This is a genomic window from Streptomyces sp. NPDC102279 (assembly GCF_044766365.1).
Taxonomy (GTDB): Bacteria; Actinomycetota; Actinomycetes; order Streptomycetales; family Streptomycetaceae; genus Streptomyces.
The window spans coordinates 365,858-391,816 of record NZ_JBIWLU010000004.1; the positions used below are offsets into that span (position 1 = coordinate 365,858).

General features: G+C 70.0%; 23 protein-coding genes. 10 read left to right on the forward strand and 13 right to left on the reverse strand.

Annotated features, from left to right (window positions below):
- Positions 1-13: 13 nt before the first annotated feature.
- Positions 14-823, reverse strand: a complete 810-nt coding sequence (locus ACIRQH_RS11575; RefSeq protein WP_404225399.1) for a DUF6461 domain-containing protein — start codon at positions 821-823, stop codon at positions 14-16.
- Positions 824-987: 164 nt separating this feature from the next.
- Positions 988-1,635: a TetR/AcrR family transcriptional regulator gene (locus ACIRQH_RS11580; protein WP_358816122.1), complete on the reverse strand. Its 648-nt coding sequence runs from the start codon at positions 1,633-1,635 to the stop codon at positions 988-990.
- Between the two features lie 89 nt (positions 1,636-1,724).
- Between ACIRQH_RS11580 and ACIRQH_RS11585 the strand changes: the two genes are divergently transcribed.
- Positions 1,725-2,387 (forward strand): class I SAM-dependent methyltransferase, encoded by a 663-nt coding sequence (locus tag ACIRQH_RS11585; RefSeq protein WP_388873257.1) that lies wholly within the window; start codon positions 1,725-1,727, stop codon positions 2,385-2,387.
- 623 nt (positions 2,388-3,010) lie between these two features.
- Positions 3,011-6,238, forward strand: a complete 3,228-nt coding sequence (locus ACIRQH_RS11590) for a GH92 family glycosyl hydrolase (RefSeq protein ID WP_404225401.1) — start codon at positions 3,011-3,013, stop codon at positions 6,236-6,238.
- A gap of 57 nt (positions 6,239-6,295) precedes the next feature.
- Here the strand turns inward: ACIRQH_RS11590 and ACIRQH_RS11595 are convergent, their stop codons facing one another.
- The gene (locus tag ACIRQH_RS11595; RefSeq protein ID WP_404225403.1) at positions 6,296-8,563 is read right to left on the reverse strand and encodes an FUSC family protein; all 2,268 of its coding nucleotides are present in this window, start codon (positions 8,561-8,563) and stop codon (positions 6,296-6,298) included.
- Positions 8,564-8,894: 331 nt separating this feature from the next.
- On the opposite strand from ACIRQH_RS11595, the gene ACIRQH_RS11600 reads away from it, so the two are divergent.
- The 3 genes from ACIRQH_RS11600 to ACIRQH_RS11610 all read left to right on the forward strand — a co-directional run bounded on the left by ACIRQH_RS11600 (position 8,895) and on the right by ACIRQH_RS11610 (position 11,965).
- On the forward strand, positions 8,895-10,319 hold the full coding sequence (locus tag ACIRQH_RS11600) for an FG-GAP repeat protein (protein WP_388873248.1): 1,425 nt from the start codon (positions 8,895-8,897) through the stop codon (positions 10,317-10,319).
- A gap of 93 nt (positions 10,320-10,412) precedes the next feature.
- On the forward strand, positions 10,413-11,351 hold the full coding sequence (locus tag ACIRQH_RS11605; protein WP_388873245.1) for a sigma-70 family RNA polymerase sigma factor: 939 nt from the start codon (positions 10,413-10,415) through the stop codon (positions 11,349-11,351).
- Positions 11,352-11,407: 56 nt separating this feature from the next.
- A complete protein-coding gene (locus ACIRQH_RS11610; RefSeq protein ID WP_404225405.1) occupies positions 11,408-11,965 on the forward strand; it encodes a dihydrofolate reductase family protein in 558 nt (185 codons plus the stop codon).
- A 19-nt stretch (positions 11,966-11,984) separates the two neighbouring features.
- Here ACIRQH_RS11610 and ACIRQH_RS11615 read toward each other — a convergent pair whose 3' ends face one another.
- Entirely contained in the window at positions 11,985-12,590 is a 606-nt protein-coding gene (locus tag ACIRQH_RS11615) for a TetR/AcrR family transcriptional regulator (protein ID WP_358816129.1), read from the reverse strand.
- A 69-nt stretch (positions 12,591-12,659) separates the two neighbouring features.
- On the opposite strand from ACIRQH_RS11615, the gene ACIRQH_RS11620 reads away from it, so the two are divergent.
- Together ACIRQH_RS11620 and ACIRQH_RS11625 are read left to right on the forward strand one after the other, a co-directional pair.
- Complete coding sequence (locus ACIRQH_RS11620) at positions 12,660-13,187, forward strand: GNAT family N-acetyltransferase (protein WP_358816130.1); 528 nt, start codon at positions 12,660-12,662, stop codon at positions 13,185-13,187.
- 111 nt (positions 13,188-13,298) lie between these two features.
- Positions 13,299-13,964, forward strand: coding sequence for a GntR family transcriptional regulator (locus tag ACIRQH_RS11625; protein ID WP_358816131.1), 666 nt, complete (start codon positions 13,299-13,301; stop codon positions 13,962-13,964).
- 173 nt (positions 13,965-14,137) lie between these two features.
- On the opposite strand, the gene ACIRQH_RS11630 is transcribed toward ACIRQH_RS11625, so the two are convergent.
- On the reverse strand, positions 14,138-16,267 hold the full coding sequence (locus ACIRQH_RS11630) for a glycoside hydrolase family 6 protein (protein WP_404225408.1): 2,130 nt from the start codon (positions 16,265-16,267) through the stop codon (positions 14,138-14,140).
- A gap of 759 nt (positions 16,268-17,026) precedes the next feature.
- Between ACIRQH_RS11630 and ACIRQH_RS11635 the strand changes: the two genes are divergently transcribed.
- From ACIRQH_RS11635 to ACIRQH_RS11645, 3 genes are all read left to right on the forward strand, one after another.
- A complete protein-coding gene (locus tag ACIRQH_RS11635; protein WP_404225410.1) occupies positions 17,027-18,856 on the forward strand; it encodes a cellulase family glycosylhydrolase in 1,830 nt (609 codons plus the stop codon).
- A gap of 172 nt (positions 18,857-19,028) precedes the next feature.
- Complete coding sequence (locus ACIRQH_RS11640) at positions 19,029-20,234, forward strand: RICIN domain-containing protein (RefSeq protein ID WP_404225412.1); 1,206 nt, start codon at positions 19,029-19,031, stop codon at positions 20,232-20,234.
- A gap of 61 nt (positions 20,235-20,295) precedes the next feature.
- Entirely contained in the window at positions 20,296-21,060 is a 765-nt protein-coding gene (locus ACIRQH_RS11645; protein ID WP_404225414.1) for an SAM-dependent methyltransferase, read from the forward strand.
- Between the two features lie 181 nt (positions 21,061-21,241).
- On the opposite strand, the gene ACIRQH_RS11650 is transcribed toward ACIRQH_RS11645, so the two are convergent.
- The 8 genes from ACIRQH_RS11650 to ACIRQH_RS11685 all read right to left on the reverse strand — a co-directional run bounded on the left by ACIRQH_RS11650 (position 21,242) and on the right by ACIRQH_RS11685 (position 25,957).
- Positions 21,242-21,859 (reverse strand): class F sortase, encoded by a 618-nt coding sequence (locus ACIRQH_RS11650; RefSeq protein ID WP_388873226.1) that lies wholly within the window; start codon positions 21,857-21,859, stop codon positions 21,242-21,244.
- Between the two features lie 55 nt (positions 21,860-21,914).
- A complete protein-coding gene (locus ACIRQH_RS11655; protein WP_388873223.1) occupies positions 21,915-22,595 on the reverse strand; it encodes a hypothetical protein in 681 nt (226 codons plus the stop codon).
- A 352-nt stretch (positions 22,596-22,947) separates the two neighbouring features.
- The gene (locus ACIRQH_RS11660) at positions 22,948-23,355 is read right to left on the reverse strand and encodes a gas vesicle protein K (protein ID WP_388873220.1); all 408 of its coding nucleotides are present in this window, start codon (positions 23,353-23,355) and stop codon (positions 22,948-22,950) included.
- Positions 23,345-23,590, reverse strand: coding sequence for a gas vesicle protein (locus tag ACIRQH_RS11665; protein WP_358816139.1), 246 nt, complete (start codon positions 23,588-23,590; stop codon positions 23,345-23,347). Before ACIRQH_RS11665 ends, ACIRQH_RS11660 begins: the two co-directional genes overlap by 11 nt.
- Entirely contained in the window at positions 23,587-24,399 is an 813-nt protein-coding gene (locus tag ACIRQH_RS11670) for a GvpL/GvpF family gas vesicle protein (RefSeq protein ID WP_388873217.1), read from the reverse strand. The genes ACIRQH_RS11665 and ACIRQH_RS11670 overlap by 4 nt, the downstream gene beginning before the upstream one ends.
- Positions 24,392-24,913: a gas vesicle protein gene (locus tag ACIRQH_RS11675; protein WP_388873214.1), complete on the reverse strand. Its 522-nt coding sequence runs from the start codon at positions 24,911-24,913 to the stop codon at positions 24,392-24,394. Before ACIRQH_RS11675 ends, ACIRQH_RS11670 begins: the two co-directional genes overlap by 8 nt.
- Positions 24,914-24,982: 69 nt before the next feature.
- Positions 24,983-25,234: a gas vesicle protein GvpG gene (locus ACIRQH_RS11680; RefSeq protein WP_388873211.1), complete on the reverse strand. Its 252-nt coding sequence runs from the start codon at positions 25,232-25,234 to the stop codon at positions 24,983-24,985.
- A 9-nt stretch (positions 25,235-25,243) separates the two neighbouring features.
- Complete coding sequence (locus tag ACIRQH_RS11685; protein ID WP_388873208.1) at positions 25,244-25,957, reverse strand: GvpL/GvpF family gas vesicle protein; 714 nt, start codon at positions 25,955-25,957, stop codon at positions 25,244-25,246.
- Positions 25,958-25,959: the final 2 nt, after the last annotated feature.

Consider the following 25,959-nt stretch of genomic DNA (forward strand, 5'->3'; position numbering starts at 1 on the left):
CTTGCTCCGTGGGTCAGGAAGGGGACGACGAGGGTCCTCGGACGACCACCGGAGCCTCGGCCTCGACGCGAGAACGTGCCATCGCCGTCTCGACGTCGGCACGGCTGACTTCCTTGTACAGACGGTCTCCGTTGGCGTCGGTGATGTCGATGACGATGCCGGTCCACTCCTCGGCGGGCTCCTCCGGAACGTGCCCGACCTGGTATTCGGCGTTGCGGAGCTGGTCCTCCGTCACGCGCACGCCGGTCATCCGCTCGGCCAGGGCGAAGACTCCGGCCTTGGTGTCGATGGGTGTGCCGGTGCCGGTCTCGTCCTCGCCCTCGTCGAGATCGAAACCCAGCTCCCGAAGCACGGAGTTGAGGTCGTCGGGGGTGCTTCCCTCTCTGGAGGAGGCCCATTCGAAGGTGGTGCGAAGGTCTCCGTCCTCGTACCAGTGGAAGAGGTGGATGGGCTTGCCTCCGTTGCTGGAGTGCACCACGGCTCGGCCGGCGGTCGACAGCGGTACGAGAGAACGCGACCAACTCCCGGCGCCGCCGTCGAACTGCAGGAGCAGCGTCCAGTCGCCGCCTTCGCCCGGCACGCTGAAGGCACCCGCAATGACGGCCTCGCCCGAGTAGTCCGTCTCCTCGAACAGGTCCTGCTGGAGTTCGATCAGTTCGTCGGCCCCCGTGCAGGTGCCCTGAGGATCGGCCCCCATCAAGGCCAGAACAGCACCCGGAGTGACGCCGCGCACGAGGGTCAGTGTGTAGCCGACGTCCAGCGCGTAGCCGAAGACGGAGGAGGAGCGGATCCAGGCGTAGTCGCGAGCGGTCGCTGAGTTCATGCGCCAAGTCTCCCTGTCCGCACTGACACTGAGGGCAAGTCGTGTCCTCGTGGGCCTCCCGCACCGCTGGGCGCGGAAAGCAGCCATGGCCGGTGCCGGTGCCGACGTCTCTGCACTCGGCGCCGCCCGGGGTGCGACCGTCGTCAGGGCGACCGGCGGATCCCTCAAGGGGCAGGAGGCGCGCCCTTGTCGGGCGAGAACCCGTCCGGCAGCAGTGACCGCAGAGCCAGCTCCGTCAGCTCGGCCTCCATGGCCTCACGGTCCGGGACGACGGCCGCGCGGAAGGAGCGGCCCGCCAGCAGCGAGACGAGCCACCAGGCCGCTGTCTGCGGGTCGATGTCGTCCCGGATGTCGCCGGCGGACTGTCCACGGCTCAGCAGTCCGGCGAGCATGTCGGCGACGTGCTGGTGTACCTGCCGCAGCGCGTCGCCGAGCTCGGGATCGTGCGCCAGCGCGGTGGCGTCCGCGAACAGGAACCCGTGGGCGCCGGGCTGGTGGTACCGGTCCATGTGCGCCGGATCGAGGAAAGCCGTCAGTACCTCCGACACGGGCCGGCCGTCGTCGGTCGCCCCGTGCAGAAGCGCGGCGACAGCGCCGGTCGCGTGGTCGAGCGTCGCCCGGTAGAGCGCGGACTTGGAGCCGAAGTTCTGGAAGACCACGGGCTCGGTGACTCCGACCCGCTTGGCGATGTCGGAGACCTTTCCCCGCTGGTAGCCGGTCTCGGAGAAGACCTCGGTGGCCGCGGCGAGGATCGACGCGCGGCGCTCGGCGGCGGGCAGACGCGTGCGCGTGCGGGAACGGGGCTCGGTCACGACGCCATCCTACGACCCCTTGCGGCCTTTCTTAGTCAGGACTAAGTTAGAGTCCGTACTTAGTCGTGACTAAGTTATTGAGGAGGGTCATGAACCTCGGAAGCCTCATGCAGGGCAAACCCCGCACGGACACGCCCGGCGTGACCATCGCAACGCCCCGCGCCTACGAATTCTTCGTCGACGTCTGTTTCGCCGGCCGACGCCATAGCCTCTTCACCCGACTCGCCGAACTCAGCGGGGCTCAGGCAGGTGACCGTGTCCTGGACGTGGGCTGCGGCACCGGCTACCTGACCCGGCGCATGGCCGGCCAGGTCGGCCCGGAAGGCGCGGTGACCGGCGTGGACGCGTCGCCGCCCGTACTGGACTACGCGCGCCGCAAGAAGCAGCCCCGGGGCCATGCCCCGACCGCCTACCAGGAGGGGATCGCCGAAGCCCTCGCGCTGCCGGACGCCTCGTTCGACACCGTCGTCACCAGCCTGATGCTGCACCACCTGCCCGAGGAAGTCCGTCCCGCGGCGCTGCGCGAGATGTACCGCGTCCTACGGCCGGGAGGCAGGCTCTTGGTCGTCGAGTTCCGGCCACCGAAGAGTCGGACGGCCCGTCACATGGTGCACGGCGGCGCGGGCCATGCCATGGCGCACAACCGTGTCGATCTGCTGGACGTCCACATCGCAGAGGCCGGCTTCGAGACGAACGGCCGCGGTGACCTGCGGCCTTGGCTGTACTACGTGCAGGCGACCCGAACGCGGTAGGGCGGCCCGCTCCGTGGCCGGAACCCGGAACCCGGAACCCGGAAGACGGCCCGGCCGGATGCGAACCGCACGCCGCTCGCGCAACACGCGCCCACCCGATCCGTCACGCCTGCGAGCGGGGAGGCGGATCGGGTGGGCCGTCCGGGAAGGGGCCAGGTGGAGGGTGCGGTCGAACGGTGCTCACGAGCCCGCGCTTGCTGTCACCCCTTCTGCGCCCGCCCGGCCGCCTGAGAATGCTCCCGCCCGCGTGTCGTTCCGGGCCTGGTCGGGTGCCGGAACGGGTGAACTGCCGGCGGGGCCGAGCTCGATGGGCGGTGCCCGATCCCTGGGACCGGCTCCAGCGGCATCTGCGGGCCGGGCAGGATCCGGCCGTAGTGGTCAACCACGGCAACCTCCCTGTCATCACGGCCCCTTCGTCGGCGGCCGGCGAAGTGCAGGGGCCTCGACCCTCCTGACCTCGTCCTTCGCGGTCCGGAAGCCCGCTCCGCACCGATGAGTTCGAGCCACCCGGCCCGCGGGCCCGGAACGGGAAGTCCAACGCTCGGGCGCGGCAAGCCTCTTGACCTTGGCGCGAGCATGACCGACGGTGTGGTGGCCGGGACGCCATTGCACAGGAGTCGCACGTGACACGGTTCAGAACGCAGGTCGCAGTCGTAGCCGCCACCGTGGCGGCGCTCGTCGGGGGATCGGGAGGAGTCGCCTCCGCCACTCTGACAACGTTGTCCAAGCCGGGAAGCGCTGAACTCGTCGAGGATCCGACGGAGTTCGTGGACCCGCTCGTCGGAACGGGCAACGGCGGGGGGTCGGTCGGTGAGATCAACAACTTCCCCGGTCCGTCCGCCCCGTTCGGCATGATGCAGTTCTCGCCCGACACGGAGGGCTCGTACGCCGGGTACCAGTACCACAGCAGCAAGATCAAGGGCTTCAGCCTCAACCACGCCTCCGTCGGCTGTACCGCCTTCGGTGACGTGCCGCTGCTGCCGGTCGCCGGGGACGTCGGCACGGCACCGTGGGACCGCACCGAGCCGTTCACGCACACCGACGAGCAGGCGGAGGCCGGCTACTACGCCGTGACCACCGGCGACGAATCGAAGGTGCGCACCGAACTCACCGCCACCACCCGTACGGGCCTGGCGGCGTTCACCTTCCCCGCCGATGCGGGCAAGAAGGCGCAGGTTCTCGTCAAGGGCGGCGGCAGCCTCGCGGGCGACAAGAAGGCCGATCTGGAGATCTCCGGGGACCGCCAGGTCACCGGGTCCGCGACCACGGGCAACTTCTGCGGCAAGGGCAACCAGTACACCGTGCACTACGCGATCACCTTCGATCGCCCGTTCGTCGCGCACGGCACCTGGGACGGCAAAGCGGTGTCCGCGGGCGGCGACGCCGTGGACGCCCCCAGGGCAGGCGCCTATCTGACTTTCGACACGGGCGAAGAGCGCACGGTGCGCGCGAAAGTGTCCATGTCGTACGTCTCGGTGGCCGGAGCCGAGGCCAACATGGCCGCGGAGATGCCCGGTTGGAACCTGGACGACGTACGCGAGCGGACCCGGGACCAGTGGAAGCAGGCGCTGCGGAAGATCCGTATCGGCGGGGGCGAGACCGGTGAGAGGAAGATGTTCTACACCTTCCTCTACCACTCGCTGATGCACCCGAACACCTTCAACGACGCCGACGGCCGCTACATCGGCTTCGACGACGAGGTCCGCACCCTGCCCAAGGGCCGCACGCAGTACGCCAACTTCTCCGACTGGGACACCTACCGTTCCCTCGCGCCCCTGCAGGCGATGCTGTTCCCCCGGCAGGCCAGTGACATGGCGCAGTCGCTCGTCAACGACGCGGAACAGGGCGGCTGGTGGCCGCGCTGGCCCCTCGCCAACGACTACACCGGCCAGATGACCGGCGACAACTCCGTCCCGTTGATCGCCAACCTGTACGCCTACGGGGCTCGCGACTTCGACCTCAAGACGGCGCTGAAGTACCTGGTCAAGGGCGCTACTTCGGTGGACCGCACGCCGGGCGCCTACCAGGAGCGGCCGGGCGTCGAGGACTACATGGAGCGGGGGTACGCGAACAACAGCACCGTGCGCGGAGACCACGCGCGCGTGGGCGCCTCCGTCACTCTCGAGTGGGCGATCGACGACTTCGCCATCGCGCGGTTGGCACAGGCCGCCGGTGACCGCGACACCGCGCGCACCTTCACCCGCCGCGGCCAGAACTGGCAGAACATCCTCAACCCCGCGACCGGCTACCTCTCCCCGCGCGGCGAGGACGGTCTCTTCCCGGACGGCCCCGGCTACCAGCCGCCTCCGCAGGGCAAGTTCGGCCAGGACGGCTTCGACGAGGGCAACGCGGCCCAGTACAACTGGCTCGTTCCGCAGGACACCGCCGGTCTGATCCAGGCCATGGGTGGCCGCGAGGCCACGGCGAAACGGCTCGACACCTTCTTCGCCAAGCTCAACGCCGGGCCCAACGAGCCGTACATGTGGGCGGGCAACGAGGTCGACTTCGGTGTGCCCTGGGTGTACAACCACCTCGGGCAGCCGTGGAAGACGCAGGAGAAGGTCCGCTCGATCGCGACCGGCCTGTTCAGCCCCACCCCTGACGGTGAGCCCGGCAACGATGACCTGGGAGCCCAGTCCTCCTGGTACGTGTGGGCCGCCATGGGGCTCTACCCCGCCACACCGGGCACCGCCGACCTGTCGGTGCACAGCCCGCTCTTCCCGCGCGTGGTCGTTGATCTCCCGGGCGGCGGCCGGGACCTGGACCTCCGCGCTCCGCGAGCGGCGGCCGGCACACCCTACGTCCACGGGCTGCGACTCGACGGCCGGGACTACGAGCGTACGTACCTGCCCAAGTCGGCGGTGACGAAGGGCGGCCTGCTGGACTTCGACCTGTCCGGCACGCCGGACAGGACCTGGGCCACCTCCGCGCAGGCGGCGCCGCCGTCGTACCGCGAAGGGGAGCAGGACTTCCTGGCGTACGCCGCACAGAACCAGATGATCGTGTCCCCGGGCGGCGACGGCACGAAGCTCACGGTGCATGGACAGCGGCTGGCCGGACGTGACCGAACGCTGACGGTCACCGCGGACGCCCCGGCGGGGCTGACGGTGTCCGGCGGCAGGATGAACCTCGCGAAGGGCACCGGTTCCGGTACCTCCGAGCTGACCGTGAAGGCGGCGGCCGGGACGGACCCCGGTTACTACGAGGTGCCGTTCACCGTCCGGGGCCGCGGCGGTGACACGGTGCGCCGCACGGTGATCGTCCTCGTCGCCGAGGAGGGCGGCGTCACCGCCGCCCTGAGCGGCGCGTACGGGGTCGTCGGTGTGTCGAGCGACGACACGCCGGCCGGCGCCGACCTCGACGGCGCGGGCAACAGCTACTCGCGCCAGGCGCTGGCCGCGGCCGGACTCAAGGGCGGTGCGACGGTCGACGTCTCCGGGACGAGTTTCGTCTGGCCCGGCCCGCCCCAGGGCCGCCCCGACAGCATCACCGCGAACGGCCAGCGCCTCGACCTCGCCGCCGGCACCGAGGACGCCGGGCGACTGACCTTCGTCGGCTCGGCCACGAACGGTGATCACAAGGCGAGCGCCACGATCACCTTCACCGACGGCACCACCGCCGAGGCGGATCTCTCCTTCGGCGACTGGACCCGGCCGGGCGGCGGCACCGATCCGGTCTACGGCAACACCGTCGTGGCGAGGACGGAGTACCGCAACAGCGCGGGCGGCAAGGGCGACGCGGCGTTCGTCTTCGCCACGAAGCCGTACGAGGTGCCGGAAGGCAAGCAGATCAGGTCCGTCACCCTCCCCAAGGAAGGGGAGCTGCACATCTTCTCGGTGGGGCTCGGCTGATGTCCCGTGGGCCGGAGGCGATCGACTGCCTCCGGCCCACGAAGACCGAGGGATCGTCTAGGACGGCCGGAACAGCCTGATGCGGGCGTTGTGCTCCCGCTGCAGCCTGGCCACGGCGCGGGCGGGACTCAGTACGCCCTGCTGCAGTCGTCGGGCGGCCTCGATGTGGTCGGCGGTCCAGACGACCCTGATGGCGGTCGAGGAACGCCGGCTCTGCTCGTCGCTGAGGTCTCGCTCGACCGCGCCGATGAGCCGTTCGTCGGCGTCGGTGTCCTTGAGCCTGGCCTCCGGTACCTCGCCGACGCCTGTCAGGGCCTTCGCCGTCGTCTCGAACCAGGTCACCAGCACGTCCCCCGCGCGATCGATCTCCACGCGTGCCGCGGTGCGGTCGGCAGGAGAGGGCGTCTCCCTCTCCCACAGGTCGAGTACCGCGTCGGCGGTCAGCCTGAGCACGGCCACGGCGGTCACCAGGGTCGTGACGTCGGTCAGCGAGAGATGCTTCGTGCCCCGTTCCGCGAGGAAGCTTCGGAAGGCGTCGTCCAGTCGTCGTGCGGCGCCCGCGGCGCGATACCGCTCCGCGTCGGGAACGGGAGCGGTCCGCACGAGCCCGTCGCAGCGCGTCACGCCGTAGTCGATCGCACTGCGCAGATACCGGGAACTCTCGGAGAACCCCTCCGCCAGCGCGTGACCGAGGACGGACGCGGCGCCGCGGGGCCAGAACAACAACCCCACGACGACACTGACGGCACAGCCGATCGCGACGTCCTCGATCCGCACGATTCCCACGGTCCAGCCCGTCGGTTGCAGGAGGTTGAACAGGATGAGGATCGAGACGGTGAATCCGGCCTGCCCCGCCGCGAAGGAGATGGTGGCCGGCGCGAAGCCCATGAACAGTACGGCGATGGGGAGCAGGATCCAGAGGAACGTGGTGTTGGACCCGATCAGGTAGATGAGCCCGCCGCCGATGATGATGCCGACGGTGGTGCCGGCGATCGCTCGCAGGGAGTTCTGCCCGGTCAGTACGGCACTGGAGCGCAGAACGGCCAGAGTGCCGAAGGCGACCCAGAAGCTGTGCTGCACCCCCGACAACTCCGCGACGAGTACGGCGAGAGCGAGGGAGATCGCTCCCCGGACACTGTTGTGCAGCCACACCGAGTGCCGCTCGGCATGTGCCCCGGCGCGTTCCTGCGCCGACGCCAGCGGCGAGGCGGCACCTTCGGGGCGTCGTCCGGTGATCTTCTGCCACAGTGTGCGGCGGCGTGCCGCCAGGACGAGGTCGACGTTCCCCGCGATCGCGGACACGGCGAAGCTCATCTCCTGGGCGCGGAAGCTCGGCTCCAGCGAACTCACGAACCCGGTCGCCGTCCGTTCGCTCCGGCCGTCGGCGGGGCTCCGCTCGGCATCCTGCCCGGTGGTGGTCATCGGCCGGAACGCGGTGACGGTGTTCTCCATCGTCGACCGGGCCTGGACGAGTCGTTCCTGCAGCGGAGCCAGCTCTCCGGGGTCGGTGTCGTCCGTCGCTGCCAGCAGTTCCGCGCTCGCCCGCAGCAGATCCGATGCGGCCGTCTTCACTCCGCAGACGATCGCGTCCGTGGGACCCACCTTCTCGCCCACGGGCGCGCGGTCCAGGATCGTGGCGAGGAGCAGCACCTCGTCGACGAGCCGGATCAGAACCCGCGTGGACGTGGAGAGGCCCGTGGGCCGGTACGGAGTGGCGAAGAACGTGTCCCGCAGCGACGTCACCGCGTCCTTCGCCTCGTCCACGACCGAACCGAGGGCCATGCGGTCCGTCGTGGCGAAGCCGCGCAGCACGCAGTCCGCCTCGGCCCTGAGCTGTGCGGCGAGCGCGCCGCACGCGCTCGCGGTGGCGGTCCGCAGGGGCTCGCGCACCGGAGACGGCCACAGGAAGCGGATGGCCAGGAGCGAGGCCACGCCGGCCAGTCCCCATCCCATGAGCCGGTCGGGGATGGCGTGGACCGACCCGGGCAGCGTGGTGGCCAGGATGAAGCTGACGAGCAGGGAGGTGGAGGCACCCGCCAACGCCGAACTCACCACTCCGGAGAACAGCACGAGGAAGGCCACGACAGCCGTTGCCACGGTGGAGAGCCACACCTCGCGGGACACCAGCGTGCCGAGCGAGATCAGCACCGCTCCCGTCACGATCAACGCCGCCTGCTCCGTGAGGCGGTCGCGCATGGACCCCCCGAACTCCACGAAGAGCAGCAGCCCGATCGATCCGAAGGCGGCGAAGAGGGGGACGACGGGGCTGTCCGTGACCGCCCGCGTGAGGGCGAAGAGGCCCGGGGCGACGATCGCGGCTCTCACAGACCTCCGGAGCGCGGCGTAACCCGCGTCGCGCCGCAACAGGGACCGCACGGTGTTCACAGCAGATGCCTCCCCGGGCACGTTCGGCTTGTAAGACGTCACTCTGACAGCTCGTTCGATGAACACACGTCAGGCTTCGGTGTCAGGGGAGTCGCGTGACCCACCGGGTCCGGCACCGGCCCACCGTCCTTCCGACGCCCGGTCAACGGGGGCGCTCGTCCGGCACGTTCACCCTGTCGTCGCGTGCGTACAACCCTTTGGCCATCCGTGAAGTCGTAGATCACCGAAGCCCGAAGCGGCGATTGCAGTTCCACACACAGGGAGCGTCACCTTGCGCGCACGTACTCTCGCCGTCTCGACGGCCGTCGCTCTCGCCGTCGCGGGGCTCGGCGCCCCGGCCGCCGTCGGGACCCCGGCCGTGCTCACCTACGACTTCAACGGGGACGGCTACCGCGATCTGGCCATCGGCACCCCCAAGGCGAGCGGGGGCACGGTCACGGTGGTCTTCGGCTCGGCCTCCGGAGTCAGCCCCGCGCGCTCGGTGAACGTCACGCAGAACACGCCCGGTGTTCCGGGTGTGTCGGAGAGCGTGGACAGGTTCGGCGAGAACGTCACCAGTGGCGACGTCAACAGCGACGGCTACGCCGACCTGATCGTCGGCGCACCCGGCGAGGAGGTCACCGGCAAGCCGCGCGGCTCGGTCACCATCATCTGGGGCGGGGCGAAGCCCTTCACATCGGGCGGTATGTCACTCACCGCCCCGACCGGCGAGGCATCCGGGTTCGGTGAGGGCGCGGCCTTCGCCGACCTGGACGGCGACGGCGGGGACAACCTCGTCGTCGTGGGCGACGACACCTTCTGGTGGTACGGCGAGGGGAAGCCCACCCAGGACGGCGCACTGGCCCCGGAGGTCGACTTCCTGCCGCCCGGGGTGCGACTGGACGGTGTCGTCGCCGGCCGTTTCTCCGCCACCGACGGCAACGACTTCGTGGTGCACGGCAGGATCCAGGACGCGAGCGGCATCACCTCCACCCCGTACGTCGGCCTCCTGCGCGGCGGGCCCGGGGACATCGGCTACTCGTACTCGGCCCTGGCCGCGGGCACCGACCCCGGAGGCACCGTGTCCTCGGCGGCCGTGGCGGGCGGAGACATCAACGGCGACGGTTACGACGACCTGGTCACCGGCAACACGGCCGTCGGCAAGGGCGGTTCGTTCACCGTCAGGTACGGAAGCCCGACCGGCCTCCCTGTCACGGGCACGACCTACACCCAGGCCAGCGCGGGCGTGCCGGGCACCGACGAGGCGTACGACAACTTCGGGGCGGCCGTGGCGGTGGGGGACGCGACCGGCGACGGCCGCGCCGACGTCGCGGTCGGCGCCCCGGACGAGACGGTGGACGGCGTCCGCTACGTCGGCAACATCGTTCTTCTGAAGGGCAGTTGGAACGGCCTCAGTACGAGCGGGGCACAGTCCTTCCACCAGGCCACACCGGGTGTGCCGGGCGCCGCGGAGGCGGGGGACCACTTCGGCTCCTCGGTGCGGCTGCGCGACATCAACCGCAACGGAAAGGCCGACCTCGCGATCGGCGCGTACGGGGAGGACGTCCTGCCCGGCGGATACGACGACGGGGCGGCCTGGGTGCTGCGCGGCACGACCGCGGGCCTGACGAGCACCTCCGCGACGGCCTTCAGCGCCAAGGACTTCGGCTACCCCGTCGTCGACGGGCGCAGGTTCGCGGACACCTTCGGCCGCTGACCGGCCCACCGGTCCCGGATGCGGGCAGGCGGGCAAGAGGACGCTGGGGTGTGCGATGCCGAACCCGCCGTTCGCCTCGGCCATGATGGCCCGATGGACTTCGAGCCGTACCGAGGTGAGCTGGTGGCGTACTGCTACCGGATGACGGGCTCGTTCCACGATGCCGAGGATCTGGTGCAGGACACGATGCTGCGCGCGTGGAAGGCGCGCGACCGGTACGACCCCACGCGCGCGTCCGTACGGACCTGGCTGTACCGGATCGCGACCAACGTGTGCCTGACCGCGCTGGAGGGGCGTGCCAGACGCCCGCTCCCGTCCGGGCTGGGCAGGCCGAGTGACGATCCCGGGGCGCCGCTGACGCCCGACTTCGACATGCCCTGGCTGCAGCCGTTCCCCGACGCGCGGTTCGACATCGCGGTGCGAGCCGACATGCGGCTCGCGCTGGTCGCGGCGATGCAGATCCTGTCACCGCGGCAGCGGGCCGTGATCGTGCTCCGCGAGGTACTGCAGTTCAGTGCCGCCGAGGTGGCCGAGCAACTGGGGACCACGGCCGCGTCCGTCAACAGTGCCCTGCAGCGGGCCCGTGCCGCGCTCGCGGACGTGGGCGACGCGGGGGAGGTCACCGAGCCGGAGGATCCCGAGGTGAACACGGTGATCCAGCGGTACATGCGGGCGTTCGAGGCGGCCGACGTACCGGCGCTGGTGCGGCTCCTGACCGACGAGGTCGTCCTGGAGATGCCGCCGGTGCCGCTCTGGTACCAGGGCAGCCGCGACTACGGGCTGTTCATGCGGCGGGTCTTCGACATGCGGGGGACGGGCTGGGGGATGAGGCGGCTCACCGCCAACGGCCGGCCGGCACTTGCCGCGTACGCGCCGGACCCCGGGGGCGGGCACCGGCTGCACACGCTCCAGGTCCTCGCCGTCACCGACGGCCGGGTCGCACGCAACACGGTGTTCGCCGACCCGCGGGTCTTCGAGGCCTTCGGTCTGCCGGGGCGGATTTCCTCCGACGAGTTCCGCCGGGAGCGATGAGTCGAGCCGATGTCCTCGGTACGTACGGGTGAGCATCGATCGAAGGGACACCCATCGTGAGCGTCATCGTCATTGAGTTCATCACCCTGGACGGGATCGTGTCCGACCCGGACGGGTCCGCCGGCACGCCGACCGGCGGCTGGGCCTTCCGGCACGGCCCCGAGACGGTCGCCGGGGACAAGTTCCGGCTCGGGAGCGTGCTGGACGAGGGAGTCATGCTGCTGGGGCGCAGGACCTGGCACCTGTTCTCGCGGCTCTGGCCGGAACGCGACGACCCGTTCTCCGCGCGGATGAACGCCGTACCGAAACGGGTCGCCTCCCGCACCCTGACCGACGTGTCGGCCTGGGCCAACTCGGAGGTCGTCGAGGGGGACCTCGTCGACGCGGTCAAACACGAGCGGCGGGACGTGATCGTCACCGGCAGCCTGAGCGTCGTCCGCACGCTCATGGCCGAGGACCTGGTCGACGAGTACCGGCTCCTTACCTTCCCCACGGTGCTCGGCACCGGAGAACGGCTCTTCCCCGCGAACGAGCTGCCTGTGTACCTGGACTGTCTGTCGGCCGACCGGGCGGGCGCCGCCGTCCTCACGCGCTATGGGAGGACGGCACCCTGAACGGGCGGGCGGGATCGGCCTATCCAGGCTCGGCGTCGTTCGCGCGTGAGGGGCGCAGCAGCTCCAGCTGCTTCCGGACAGCGGCGCTGACGCGGGGCTCGTCGTCGGTGGCGAGGAGGTCGAGCAGCGCGCCCCGGAGTGTCGCGAGGGCCAGGGTGCGGCGGGTGGCACCGTCGTCGCTGTCGCGTTCCGCGGGCGGTTGGCAGCCTGCGAGTACGTCGAGCCAGTCGTTCACGGTGGTGCGGGCGAAGCCGGCCCAGGCGCCCCCGGGCTCGACGAGGGAACGGGCGTAGGCCTCGGCCCAGAGCCGCAGCAGCGCACGGTGTTCGTCGGCGGCCAACCACGTCCACACCTGGTCGGCCGCCGGCACCAGGCCGACGGGCTTGTCGGCCTGGCTGAGGCGGTCCAGCAGCGCCAGCTCATCGGCACGCGCCCGCTCCAGGAGCGCCCGTACGAGACCGTCCTTGCTGCCGAACAGGAACATCAGCACCCGGGTGCTGGAGCCGATGGCCTCGGCGAGCGGGCGCAGCGACAGACCGGCCAGGCCGTGGGTGAGCGCGTACCCGTAGGCGGCCTCCAGCAGTTCGACCTGGCGCGCGGAAGGGGTTGCTGTTCTGGTGGACACGGACCTAGCCTAAAGCTACTGACACACTCGTGTCAGTAGCATGAGGTCTTGAGCAATAGGGGTTGACCGATGTCGGAGCAGCGAGCCGAACGGCATGTCGTGGTCCGCCGCGCCGACCGGCCCGGCGACCTCGGATGGGCGGTGATGGCTCATGGGGAGGTCTACGACCAGGAGTTCGGCTGGAACACCGATTTCGAGGTCCTCGTGGCCAAGATCGTCGCCGAGTTCGCGGCCAAGCACGACCCGGACAGGGAAGCAGCCTGGATCGCCGAGGTCGACGGCCGGCGTGCGGGCTGCGTCTTTCTCGTCGACGGTGACCGGCCCGGTGTCGCCAAGCTGCGTATCCTGCTCGTCACTCCGGACGCGCGGGGCCTCGGCCTCGGCCCCCGTCTCGTCGGGGAGTGCCTCGACTTCGCTCGCGAGGCCGGGTACCGCCGGGTGACGCTGTGGACCAACGACGTCCTCGTGCCGGCGCGCAGGATCTACGAACGCTTCGGCTTCACCCTCACCGACCAGGAACCCCATCACAGCTTCGGTCACGACCTCGTGGGCCAGACCTGGACCCTCGCCCTCGACGATCGCCCGGTGACGGGCTGAGTCGTCCGTCCTTCTCGTCCGCTCATCTCGGGAGCCGGTCTTGGCGAGGCCCTTTCCCCCGCCTGGCGAGGTGCCTAGATTGGGGAGCGAGATGGATCAGTGGAGGCCGAGATGTTGTTCGAGGGGCTGCCTCATGGATCACTGCCCAGGCTGGCGCGCCCGGAGCCGCAGCGCGACCGGGTGTACGAGGCACTGCTGGAGCTGATCAGCTCGCAGGCGCTGCCCCCTGGCCGACATCTGGTGGAGGACGAACTCGCGCGCCACTTGGGTGTCTCCCGGCAGCCCGTGCGCGAGGCACTGCAGCGACTCAACACCGAGGGCTGGGTCGACCTGCGGCCCGCCAAGGGGGCGTTCGTCCACACGCCGACCGACGACGAGACCGACCAACTGTTCGGCGTCCGCGCACTGTTGGAGACCGAGGCCGCCCGGTTGGCGGCGGTCGGCTCGTCCGCCGCCGGCTTGGACCGACTGGACGACCTGTGTGCCACGGGCGAAGCAGCCGTCGTGGCCGACGACGTGGAAGCCGCGGTCGACGCGAACGCCACGTTCCACGCCTGTGTGCGGGAGCTGGCGGGCAACGCGGTACTGGACGAGCTGGCCGTTCACGTCGATCGCAGGGTTCGCCGCTACTACGCCCCCGTCGTCCACCAGGCCTGGGCGGAACATCGCGAGCTGATCGCCGCCATCGCACTCGGCGACGGCGATCGCGCCGAGCGGGTGATGCGCGCCCATACGGTCGACGCCAGGACGCGCTTCCCCCCGCGGAGGACCGGATGACGGTCCGCTGACGAGAGCCGGGCGGCCGACGGAGCGACAGGGCGCCCCGCTCATCCTGTCGGTGGTGGACGGCCGCCGCCGCCCACCGCGTGCCGGACCACCCGTACGCGGGTGAACGGACGGCGTGGGGACCGGAACGTCGCCGCCCCGGCCCCCTCTTCACTCCGCCCGGTCTACGGCTCGGTGCCCCAGACGAGCGTGCCCGCCACGTACACGGTCACCTTCGCCGCGTCCGCGTAGGAACTGTTGGCGCCGCGGCTGTAGTCGTTCGACTCGTCGAAGTTCGACCAGTCCGACTTCGCCAGGCGCAACTGGAGATCACCGCTGTCCGCACCGGCGGCCAGCGAACCGGAGGTGAAGCCCACCTCCAGGTAGTGGTCGGCGCCCGTGCGGCTCGGGGAGACGGTACCCACCGAACTCTTCACCGTGGAGCAGCCGAGTTGCGCCCAGTCACAGAACGTCTGGTAGCCGGCGGAGGAGGACTCCCCGGTGAACCAGTAGCGGATGGTCACCTTGGACAGATCGACGGCACCGGAACCGCTGTTGACGAGCTTGAGACCGGGCCTGATCCCGTTGTCGCCGGTGGACGAGTCGTTGTTCTTGTACTGCGCCTTGAGGCCCGAGGTGCCTCCTCCTCCGCCCGATGCCTTGGTGGTCGCGGACACCGCTGTGGACGAGGCCGAGACGTTACCGGCCGCGTCCTTGGCCTTGACGGTGTACGCGTAGGTGGTGGAGGCGGAGAGCCCACTGTCGGTGTAGGACGTGGTGGTGGCGCTGCCGACCTTGGTGCCGTCGCGGTAGACGTCGTATCCCGTCACCGCGGTGTTGTCCGTGGACGCGCTCCAGCTCAGGCCGGCGCTGTTGCTCGTCGTGGAGCTGACCGTGAGACCGCCGGGAACGGTCGGGGCCTGCGTGTCGCCGCCACCGCCGCCCCCGCTCACCGGCGGGTTGGCGTTGGCGAGCAGCTGGCGGAACTGGGCGGAGAACCAGTGCCCGGCGAGCGGGGAGTTGGACAGGGCTCCGGTGAGGTTGTTCCCGTTCCGCCCGTTCCCGGTGTACGTGGGGTCGCACATCCGGTCGAAGCCCTTGCCCTCGTCGTTGTCGACGGCCTGGCTCGCCCCGTCGGACTCGCCCGGAGGCTTGGCCCACACATAGGCGTCGATCCCGCTGTCGGGTGCGGTCGCCGGGCGCTCGCCGAGGCCTGCCCCGCTCTGGTTGCACCAGTTGCCGGCGTGGATGCGCCGGTCGATGCGACCGCCGTCCACATAGGCGTCGACACTCGTCGTCGGGCCGGGACCGGTCGGACGGGCCGAACCGCCCCAACCGTTGCGCGAGGTGTCGATGAGCATGCCGATACCGGAGTCGAAGCCCTGCGCGACGAGCGCGGTGCGCAGCCCCTGCGCGTACGAGCTCTCGTCGTCGTACTGGTTCCAGTCGATCCACTTGGACTGGCGCACCGTCTGACCGCCAACCGTGTCCGTCACCTTGACGTACGGCTCTTTGGTGGCGGAGTAGTTGGCGGTGTTGACGATGAAGCCCGTCACGTCGCTCACGGTCGCGCCGTTGGTGGTGGCGGCCTTCTTGAACTCCTGGGCCGACGGCGTGAGGTTGCTGTCCCAGCCGAGCCAGCCGTGGTGGCCGGCGTCGATGTAGTTGTAGGCGTTGGGCAGGGCGGCGAGCTTGTGCAGGGCGTAGCCGACACCCTTCTCGTAGTTGCCGTTCGCCTTCATGGTGGCGCACTGGGGCGTGGAGCCGGCGGTGCCTCCCGCGTTCGTCACGAGGTTGGGCAGCGAGTCGGGCTCGATCAGGTTGACGATCCGAAGGCTCGCGTAGGCCGGGTCGGCGAGGATCGCGGCGATCGGGTCGATGTAGTCGCTCTGATAGGTGGCCAGGTCGTCTGGGCCGAGTTCGCCGTTGGAGGCGAGGGCCGCGCAGTCCCGGCCCGGCAGGTCGTAGATGACCAGTTGGACGAGGTTGGCGCCCTGGGCCTTCGCCGCGTCGAGGTGCGCCTTCAGACCGCGGGCGTCGGCGGTGCCCTGGATCGCGGCCATCCGGTCCAGCCAGACGAAGGTCGGCTGGTCGGAGATGGCCGAACCGCCCGGCTCGGCAGCGGCCTTGGCCGACCAGTCGGGGTTCACGTACGCCTTCGCGCCGGCATAGGGGTTGTCGAGTTTGGCGGCTGCGGTCGCGGTGGTGGGGAGGGCGGTGATGGAGAGGGCTCCGAGGAGGGCGCCGACGGCCAGAGCGGCGGTCCGCTTCGGTCCGTTTCGGCGCACGGTGGAGTCGGGTCTACGGGAAGGCATCGGTCATCTCCTGGGGGGAGCGGGCAAGTACGGTCGGTGTGCGGGGACGGCGGCGACCGTCGGGTGTGCCGCGTCCCGGGCACACCGGACGGAAGACCGCCGGACAGGCGTTGCGTGCGGGCATGACGAAGGTGCGACCGTGTGCGTCGCGCAGAGTGGCACCGACAGGTTGTCGAACCGGGGCGCGCCGCGGCGTCGACCGGGCGGGGGCCCGGCGTTTTCGTCGTGGCGTGCGGACGGTGCCCGGTCGCTGAGGTGACGGCGGGGACAGGGGCACCGAACGTGGGAGCGCTCCCAAGGTGCGGCGCTCGAACCATGGATGTCAACACCCTTGCCGCGAGTGGGTTCTTGACGGTCCGTCGGGTCATCACTTCGGTGTCGATGGCCGGGTGGGGGTGCTGCGAGCGTGCGCGGCAGGTCGCGGTATGTGCGGCGAGGCGGGAGGTCTTCCAGGCGCTCGGTGGAGAACGCGGTAGGTGGGTGTCATGCCCCCGATGGCGCGAGGGGCGCGGGTTTGGCCGAAACGGGCGCGACCCGTGGCCGACAACTCCGCGAACGGACGGGATCGCTGCGTGAAGTATTGACGCGGACACGCTTAGTGGCTTCCATGTGCGCAGTCCGGCTTCGATGAGCCGGCCGTCGGGAGCGGGACACTCCTGCCGGTCTGCGGGAGCCGCCATGCCGGATGCCCACCCGCCTGCCCGTCCGGAGACGTGCGCCCAAGAATGGGAGCGCTCCCACCCGGAAAGGACCCCCACCATGCGTCACCCACCCCGCTACCGTGTCAGACGCGCCCTGGTCGCGTTCCTCAGCGCGACCCTCACCGCTCTCGTCCCGGTCACGGCGGCAGGACCCGCGCAGGCCGCCGCCGCCCCCTCGCCCTCGCTCTCGCCGAGTGCGGCAGCCGCCTCCGGCGCCGGCTACTGGCACACCGACGGTCGCCGGATCCTCGACGCGCAGAACCAGCCGGTGCGGATGGCCGGCGTCAACTGGTTCGGGTTCGAGACGGCCAACTATGTTGCGCACGGCCTCTGGTCGCGCGACTACAAGTCGATGATCGACCAGATGAAGTCCCTGGGATACAACACCATCCGGCTGCCCTACAGCGACGACATCTTCAAGGGCACCCAGCCCAACGGCATCACCTACGCCAACGGCCTGAACACCGACCTGCAGGGCCTCAACTCGCTCCAGGTGATGGACAAGATCGTCGACTACGCGGGGTCGATCGGCCTGAAGGTCGTGCTCGACCGTCATCGGCCCGACTCCTCGGCCCAGTCGGCGCTCTGGTACACCTCCGCCGTTCCCGAGACGACCTGGATCTCCGACCTCAAGGCCCTGGCGGCGCGCTACCAGGGCAACACGGCGGTGATCGGCATCGATCTGCACAACGAGCCGCACGACCCCGCCTGTTGGGGATGCGGAGACACGAGCGTCGACTGGCGGCTCGCCGCCGAACGGGCCGGCAACGCGGTCCTGTCCGCCAACCCCAGCCTGCTGATCTTCGTCGAGGGCGTGCAGACGGTGAACGGCCAGAGCAACTGGTGGGGCGGCAACCTCGCCGGGGTCGCCACCGCACCGGTGCGGCTGAGCGTCGCCGACCGCCTCGTCTACTCGGCTCACGACTACGCCACCAGCGTCGCGCAGCAACCGTGGTTCAGCGACCCGTCGTTCCCGGCGAACATGCCGGCCATCTGGGACAAGAACTGGGGCTACATCTTCAAACAGAACATCGCCCCCGTCTGGCTCGGCGAGTTCGGCACCACCCTCCAGTCGGCGGTGGACCAGAAGTGGCTCGCGGCTCTCGTCGACTACCTGCGCCCCACGAACACGTACGGCGCCGACAGCTTCAACTGGACCTTCTGGTCGTGGAACCCGGACTCCGGCGACACCGGTGGCATCCTCAAGGACGACTGGCAGACCGTGGACACGGTCAAGGACGGCTACCTCGCCACCGTCAAGGCCCCGGGCTTCACCGGAGGCGGGGGAGGGGGAGGCGGAGACACGACCGCGCCCTCGACACCGACTTCACTGGCCGTCACCGGTACCACCTCGTCGAGTGTGTCGCTGTCGTGGAAGGCGTCCACGGACGACACCGGGGTGGCGGGCTACGACGTCTACCGGGGCACGGGCAGGGTCGGTCAGGTCACCGGCACGTCCTTCACCGACACGGGCCTCACCGCCGGGACCCGCTACGACTACACGGTGCGGGCCCGCGACGCGGCCGGCAACACCTCCCCGGCGTCCGCGCCGGTGGCCGCGACGACCACGGGTACCGGGGGCGGCTCCGCCGGCTGCAAGGCCACCTACAAGGTCAGCAGTGACTGGGGCAGCGGGTTCAACGGCGACATCACGGTCACCAACACGGGTACCTCGGCGACCAAGTCCTGGCAGGTCACATGGGACTGGCCGGGCAACCAGACCGTCTCCGGAATGTGGAACGCCTCCTACAGCCAGGTCGGCAGGACGGTGACCGCGAGCAACGCCGACCACAACGGCGCCATCGCGGCGGGCGCTTCGACCGGCTTCGGTTTCGGTGCCGCGCCGGGCGGCGCCGGTACGCCCGTCCTGAACTGCCGGGCCGGTTAGAGACGTTGTCCGATCCGCCTCGTTCCGGCCTGCGCATCGCACGCTGCACATGGCACGTCGTGCTGTTGCGGTGCGCCGGGAACGGCCTGGCGACCCATGTCGTTCCCGGCGCACCGCGACCGAAGCGGGACGAGTTGCTCCTCACCCCCCACGCCTCTTCAAGGAGTCCCCGATGATCCCTCTCCGCTCAGGTGCGCGTGCCGCACTGGGTGCGCTCGCGGCGCTGATACTCGCCGCAGCGCTGTCCCTGGTGGCCGGCGGAACGGCGAGCGCCGACACGGTGTTGTGCGACAAGTTCGGCAGTACGCCGATCGCCGGCGGCAAGTACGTCGTGCAGAACAACGAGTGGGGTGACGACACCCCACAGTGCCTCACCGTCACCGGCACCGGCTTCAACATCAGCACGGCGAGCCACAACGTCCCGACGAACGGCGCCCCCGCCGCGTACCCGTCGATCTACGCGGGCTGCCACTACGGCAACTGCAGCACGGGCAGCGGTCTCCCGGTTCAGGTCAGCGCCTTCAAGGACCCGCGCAGCACCGTCTCCTACCGCACCACCGGCGGTTCCTGGGACGCGGCGTACGACATCTGGCTCGACTCCTCGCCCAACCCGGCCGGGCAGAACAACGGCGCCGAGATCATGATCTGGGGCGCCCACTCCGGTCCGCCGCAGCCCGCCGGTTCGAGGATCGGCACCGCGACGGTCGGAGGCGCCGGATACGACGTCTGGGAGGGGCGGCTGTCCAACGGTGGCATCTCCTGGAACGTGGTCTCCTACGTGCGCCGGCAGGGCACCAACCCACTGGACGTGCACATCGCGGACTTCACCGGTGACGCGGCCGGCCGCGGATACGTCGACAAGGCGTGGTACCTCACGAGCGTCCAGTTCGGCTTCGAACCCTGGGTGGGCGGCCAGGGTCTGGCGGTGGACGCCTTCTCCTTCGCCACCGACGGGGGAGGCGGCACCACACCGCCTCCGGCGGGCAACACCATCGTGGGCCAGGGCGGCGGCCGCTGCCTGGACGTGAAGAACGGAGCGGCCGCGGACGGCACCGTCGTTCAACTCTGGGACTGCAACGGCGCCGCAGCGCAGAAGTGGGCCCGCCAGGGCGAAGCGCTGGTGAACCCGGGGACCGGCAAGTGCCTCGACGTCTCCGGCGGACGCACCGCCAACGGCACGGTCGTCCAGTTGTGGTCCTGCAACGGGCTGGGCGCGCAGAAGTGGCAGACCAACGCCGACGGCACCTTCGTCAACACCAACTCCGGGAAGTGCCTGGACGCCGTGGAGCGTGGCACAGCGGCGGGGACCCGCATCCAGATCTGGGACTGCTACGGCGGTGGCGGCACCCAGCCGAACCAGGTGTGGAGCATCCGCTGAGGCGACGGCCCCGGGAAACTCGATGTCGCCGGCCGCCGTGCCGAGGCTAGCGTTGCGCTCCATGAATGATCAGGATCTTCCGCCGCGGCTCACCCGCCTCACCTTCCAGGGTCCGCTTTCCGAGGCCCGAGCCGCACGGATCGTCGACAGACTCGCCCCGGCGGAACCCATCACCGTCCTCGACGTCGGGTGCGGGTGGGGCGAGTTGATGCTCCGCACCCTGGAGGCGGTGACGGGGGCGACCGGTCTCGGCGTCGACGTCAACGCCCAGGATCTGGCACGGGGACGCGCGAACGCCGGAGCTCGTGGACTGGCCGACCGCGTGACGTTCGTGGAGGAGTCCGCCGACGGCACGGAACGCGGTCCGGCCGACCTCGTGCTGTGTCTCGGAGCCAGTCACGCGCTCAGTGGCGCGGAGCCGCCCGCGCACACCGCCGCCGCACTGCGGGCGCTGCGCGGACTGGTCAGCCCCGAAGGACGGGTCCTTCTCGGCGAGACCTTCTGGCAGCGGACCCCGACCCGGACCGAACTCGACGCGATGTGGCCGGGGGCCCGCGCCGAGGAGTTTCACGACCTGGCCGGACTCGTCGACCTCGCCGTCGCCTCCGGCTTTCGCGCTGCCTGGATCGAGACGGCGAACGCTGACGAATGGGACGACTTCGAGTCCGGTTACCAAGCAGACGTGGAGGAGTGGCTCGCCGTCCACAGCGAACACCCCCTGGCCGACGAGACGCGTGACCGTGTGGACCGGCACCGGACGAGTTGGCTGAAGGGGTATCGGGGTGTACTCGGCCTCGCCTACCTCACGTTGGTCCCTGTCGACTGACGGTTCGCGCGGCCGCGCCGTGTCGCACCGGACGGTGTTCGAAGCCAGCAAAGACCCGTACGCGCGGGGGCGTTGGGCGGACGGGGCGGAAGGGGCGGCCAGGCGGCGGTGCCGTCGCGGACATGCCGAGCGGCCGGTTCCTCGATGCGAGGTGCCGGCCGCTTCCGCACGGTGCTCGTGTTCAGGCCGCCCGTTTCTTGAGCGAGGTCAGGTGGGCGAAGACGACGACATTGGCCGCGTAGCCGTGCTTCTTGTCGAAGCGACCGCCACAGGTCATGAGCCGGAGTTCGGGACGCCGGGTGTTTCCGTACACCTTGTCGTTCGGGAACTTGTCCTTCGCGTACTTGCCGACCTCGTCGACGGTGAAGACGGCGGTCACGTTGTCGGCCCGGGTGACCTTCACCGTGTCCCCGCGGTGCAGCGCGTTGAGGTTGAGGAAGATGGCCGGTCCGGTCACCGTGTCGCGATGACCGACGATCAGCGAGGTTCCCGCCTCGCCGGGGGACGGGCCGTTGCGGAACCAGCCCACCTCCTTCGGCTTGGTCAGAGGCGGGGCGCCGAGTTGCCCCTTCTTGTCGAGGCCGAGGTCGACGACCGGGGCCTCGATGAAGATGGAGGGAATGGTGATCTTCACGGGCCGGGAGCGCACCTGGGGTGGGGGCGCGGCCTGGGCGGACGGCGGGGGCCCGCCGCCCGCGGCGTCACTGCCACGGGCGGCGGTGACCGCGGACTCGTCGGGCGAGCCGGAGCACGCCCAGACGATTCCGGCCACCAGCGAGAAGGTCACCGTCAGCGTCATCGACAGACGGCACGCGCGACTCGGTCCACGCCGTCGTCGCCGCCGGTTGGGGACGTTACGCCTCGTTGCGGGCACGGCGGCGCGCGGTTCGGCGGACCATGACCAGCGCCGCGATGCCGACACCGCTGGCGGCCAGTGCGGCGGTGGTGCCGAAGTTCGAGTCGCTCTCGGAGCTCAGGTTCTCCTTGCCCTCCGGGACGCCGCCGCCGCCCGCGGGCACGCCGCCGACCGGCTTGGAGTACTCCTCCTTCGAGTACTCCTTGGAGGACTCCTTGGCGGGGCTGCCGCCCGGGCCGATCTCGGCGGGACCGCGGCCGTGGTGGGCCTGGCTCTGGCAGTCGACCGAGAACCGCTTCTCCTTCGGGCCCGCCGGCGTGGTCCAGACCAGCTGGTACGTGCCCTCCGGGAGCAGGTACTTGGCGCTGCGCGCCGAGCCGTTGACCAGCGGCAGCGTGCTCTGGAGCGTGTCCCCGCGGGGCGTGGTCGGGGGCTGGGCGGTGATCGTCCAGGCGACCGCGGGGAAGGACTCGAAGTTGCTGGCGGAGAGGAGGAACTCACAGACCTCGACGCCGTCGCCGCCCCGTGCGTGCCACCCGATCGAGCGGACGTCGATGTCGCCGCTGTCGCCGGGAGCGGCGTACGAGGCGCCTGCTCCGGCGAGAGTGGCGACGGCCGCGACGGCCATCGCGGCACCTCCACGGATGCTGCGGGCGCGGAGGGAAGAGCTGGTGACCATGCGAGGCTCCTTCAAGCCGGAATGATTGTCGTACTTATCGACCGAGCACGTAATGAATGCCATGAATCGGCCAAAGATCCTTTGAGACACCGTCAAAACCGCGAAAAATAACTCAAACAGCCCATGACTCCGCGTAGCTGACTGCCTCTCACGTGGGATGTTGCCCCTCCGTCGCCCCGTCCGCAGCGGCGCGCGGGGCCTTGCGGCATGGGCGCGCACCTGTCGTTCGGCGGGACCGAGCGATTCCTGGTCGCGGTGCGAAGGACACGCGGGAGCGAGCACGCGGGCCGGGAGCCGGCCGGGCGTGTCGGCGTTGCGCCTGTCAGGAGGCTGCCGTTCGACGCCCCGACTGTCAGTCGGGCGGAGGCAGCAGAGTGCCCAGGGGGCCGAGATCGAGGTTGAGGTCGTCCATGGTGAGGCCGTGACGCGCGCAGAGGTCCGCCATCCTGTCGTGCAGGACCATCAACGTCGCGCCGAGGCGCTCCTCGTCCTCCTCGGCGAGGTCTCCCTGGTCGACGCGGTGCAGTGCCTGGCGTTCCATGAGCTGGCGCAGCAGTTCGACCAAGGTCAGGACGAGCCGTACGAGGTCTTGCTCGACGGTGTCGGGATCGGCGTTGATGCGGCCTCGGGGCCTCGACGCAGGCCCGTCGTGCGGCGGTTGATCCGCCGGCTCGGCAGGAAGGAGCCGGAAGACCCGAGCTGTCGCTTCCGCCGCCGCCTCCAGCTCTTCCGTCACGTCACCGTCGTCGTCATCGGCCATCGTCGCCTCGCGGTGCAGGAGTTGTCGGGGCCCACGGCGAGGGGTTCTCCGGGCTGATCGACACGATGAGCGCGCGCAGTGATATCCGGACGAGGTCGATGTCCGCGATGGACAGCACCACGTCACCGGTGATCACGACGCCTCCGCTGAGGAGCCTGTCCAACAGGTCGATGAGCGCCACCTGACGGTCAGGCAGCGGTTCGACGGCGGACGGACCGCCGGGAGGCCCGGTCACGGTGCCACGCCGCGCGCTGCCGCGTCCGCGGGGTCCTCCGGCATGGCGAACGAGTACGGCGCCCACGGCCCGGTGACTTCCACGCGTATGCCGGGGAGTCCCTGTGCTGTGCGGGCAGCCTCGACGCGGAACGCCTCACCACGGTCCCGGGGGATGAGGAACGAGTCGTTGAGTACGTTCTCCCCGCTGCTGTCGGCCAGGGCCCCGGTCTGGGTCCTGTGGCCCACCCGCTCGGAAGCGTAGGCGTGTGCCACGTCCCTCAGCCGATCGGCCGCCTGCTGCGCCGTGTCGTAGACCGCTTCCCGGTCGCTCCGTTGACGCCTCCGGGTATTGAGGTAGGCACGCCCAGGGGTGAGGTCTGTCGCCGGAGCAGGGTCCGGTGTCGCCGGCGCGGTCGCCTCGACGTAGATCTTCACCCCCCATTCGACCTGATCAGCCAGGTAGGCGAGACGCTCGGCGAACAGCCGTCCCTCGGCGTCCAGCACGTCGCGAGCCCTCGTGTCGTCGAGATAGACGGTTGCCAGGCGCAGCGGCAGGACTGCGGTGTGGGAGGCGACGGCCTCGACCACGGAGTGGTGCGCTCGGGCCACGGTTTCGAGCCAGTCGAGGTCTTCGAGATGCCGTCTGAGGCCGCTCTCCTCGAAGTCCGCCGCCGGAACGGAACTCACGGCGAGAACGACCCCGTCGTCAACGTCCGAGGACACGATTCGGACTGAAGCGCCCGCGACCCCCGTGAGTCCGGCAAGCGCCGGCGTCAGCTCGGGAGCCGCGCGGGCCACGGCGTATGCGTAGGTGACCGGCTCAGGCATGGCGTGGCGCCCTTCGACGCTTACGCGGCGGAGCCACCTCGGCTTCCGCTTCCGCTTCTTCCTCTTCCTCTTCCTCTTCGGCTTCAGCTTCGGCTTCCGCCTCCTCTTCGAACTCGGCATCCTCGAACTCCGCTTCCTCGGCCTCCGCCTCCTCCTCGGCATCCAGTTCCGGTATCAGCCTGCCGCTTCGAAACGCCGCCAGTTCAGCGCGCAGTTGACGGTTCTGCTCGACCAGCGATGGTTCGTTGCGAGCCTTGGACGACAACGACGGATCGTGCTCCCACCAGTCGATGCCCATCTCCTTGGCCTTGTCGACCGACGCGACCAGCAGACGCAGCTTGATGGTGAGCAGTTCGATGTCGAGGAGGTTGATCTGTATGTCGCCCGCGATCACTATGCCTTTGTCGAGGACACGTTCGAGGATGTCCGCGAGGTTCGCGGACGAGCCCTGTGCGTATTGAGGTGCCGCTCTGGACGGGGTCGCGCCCAGGCGACCGGGGAGAGGTTCACTCATGGCCGGGGCCCTCGTCTTCCCTCGAATCAGGTCGGGTTCGCGTATGCGGTGGTTTTCGGTGAGAGGCGATCAGGCCCGGCCCCCGCGAGCGTGTGCGCTGATCTCCTCCAGTTTGTCGAGCAGCTCGTCCTCGGCGCGGTCGAAGGTCTCCTCGTCGATCTCACCCGCGTTGAGCTGCCGTTCCAACTCGGCGAGTTGGGCGCGCACCGGGGCGGGGTCGTAGTACTCGTTCTCCGCTGTTTCGAGGACTTGCTCCACCACCCAGGCGACACCGCGGACCGGAGCCAGCGGAAGGGTGACGATTTGTGTGAAGAGGCCCATGCTCACTCCCTAGGTGAAGCTGTACGGCGGAAGCGGACCGTGGAGCCGGAAGTCGAAGCCCTCGCCCATCTGATGGGCGAGGCTCAACTCGGTGGCGAGGAAGAGTTCGTCCTGCTCGCTCGACACGAGAAACGAGACGCTGAGGAAGTCCTCGCCGCTCGGATCGCCGGGGTCGATCTGCCGGGCGAACGGGCGGAGCGCTTCGATCACGCCCGACGCCAGAGCTTCCTGGCGGGCCCGCACTTCCTGCGCGACCAACTCGCCCAGCCGGAGCGCTGCTTCGGGGTCGGCTCTGCCGTTCCGGATGTCATCGTTGAGCTGCCTGGCTTCCGGCGACTCCGAAAGGATCTGCCGGAGCACCATGTCCTCGGCCTGGGAAGCCTTGAGGTTGTACTCGACGCACCCGTCCAGTTCACCGAGCCGCTCCGTGTACTCATCCGCGCGCTCCTCCAGCGCGAGGCGCACCGCGTCGTCGTCCGGCGCGGTGTAGCCGAAGCGGAGGGGGAGGACTGCACCGTCCTCCATCAGGCGCTGCTGAACGTCCTGATGGGCGCCGATGTCCCGTCTCTTGGGGCGCAGTTCCTCGGAGACGTCGCTCACCACGGCGCACAGTGGACCGGCGGTCACCGTGCGCAGAGGGGCCGGTGAGGCACCCACGCCGCGGAGGTCGTCGAGCCGCAGAGGATGGTCCTTGAACGTGATGGAGTACGTGTACACGGCCATGA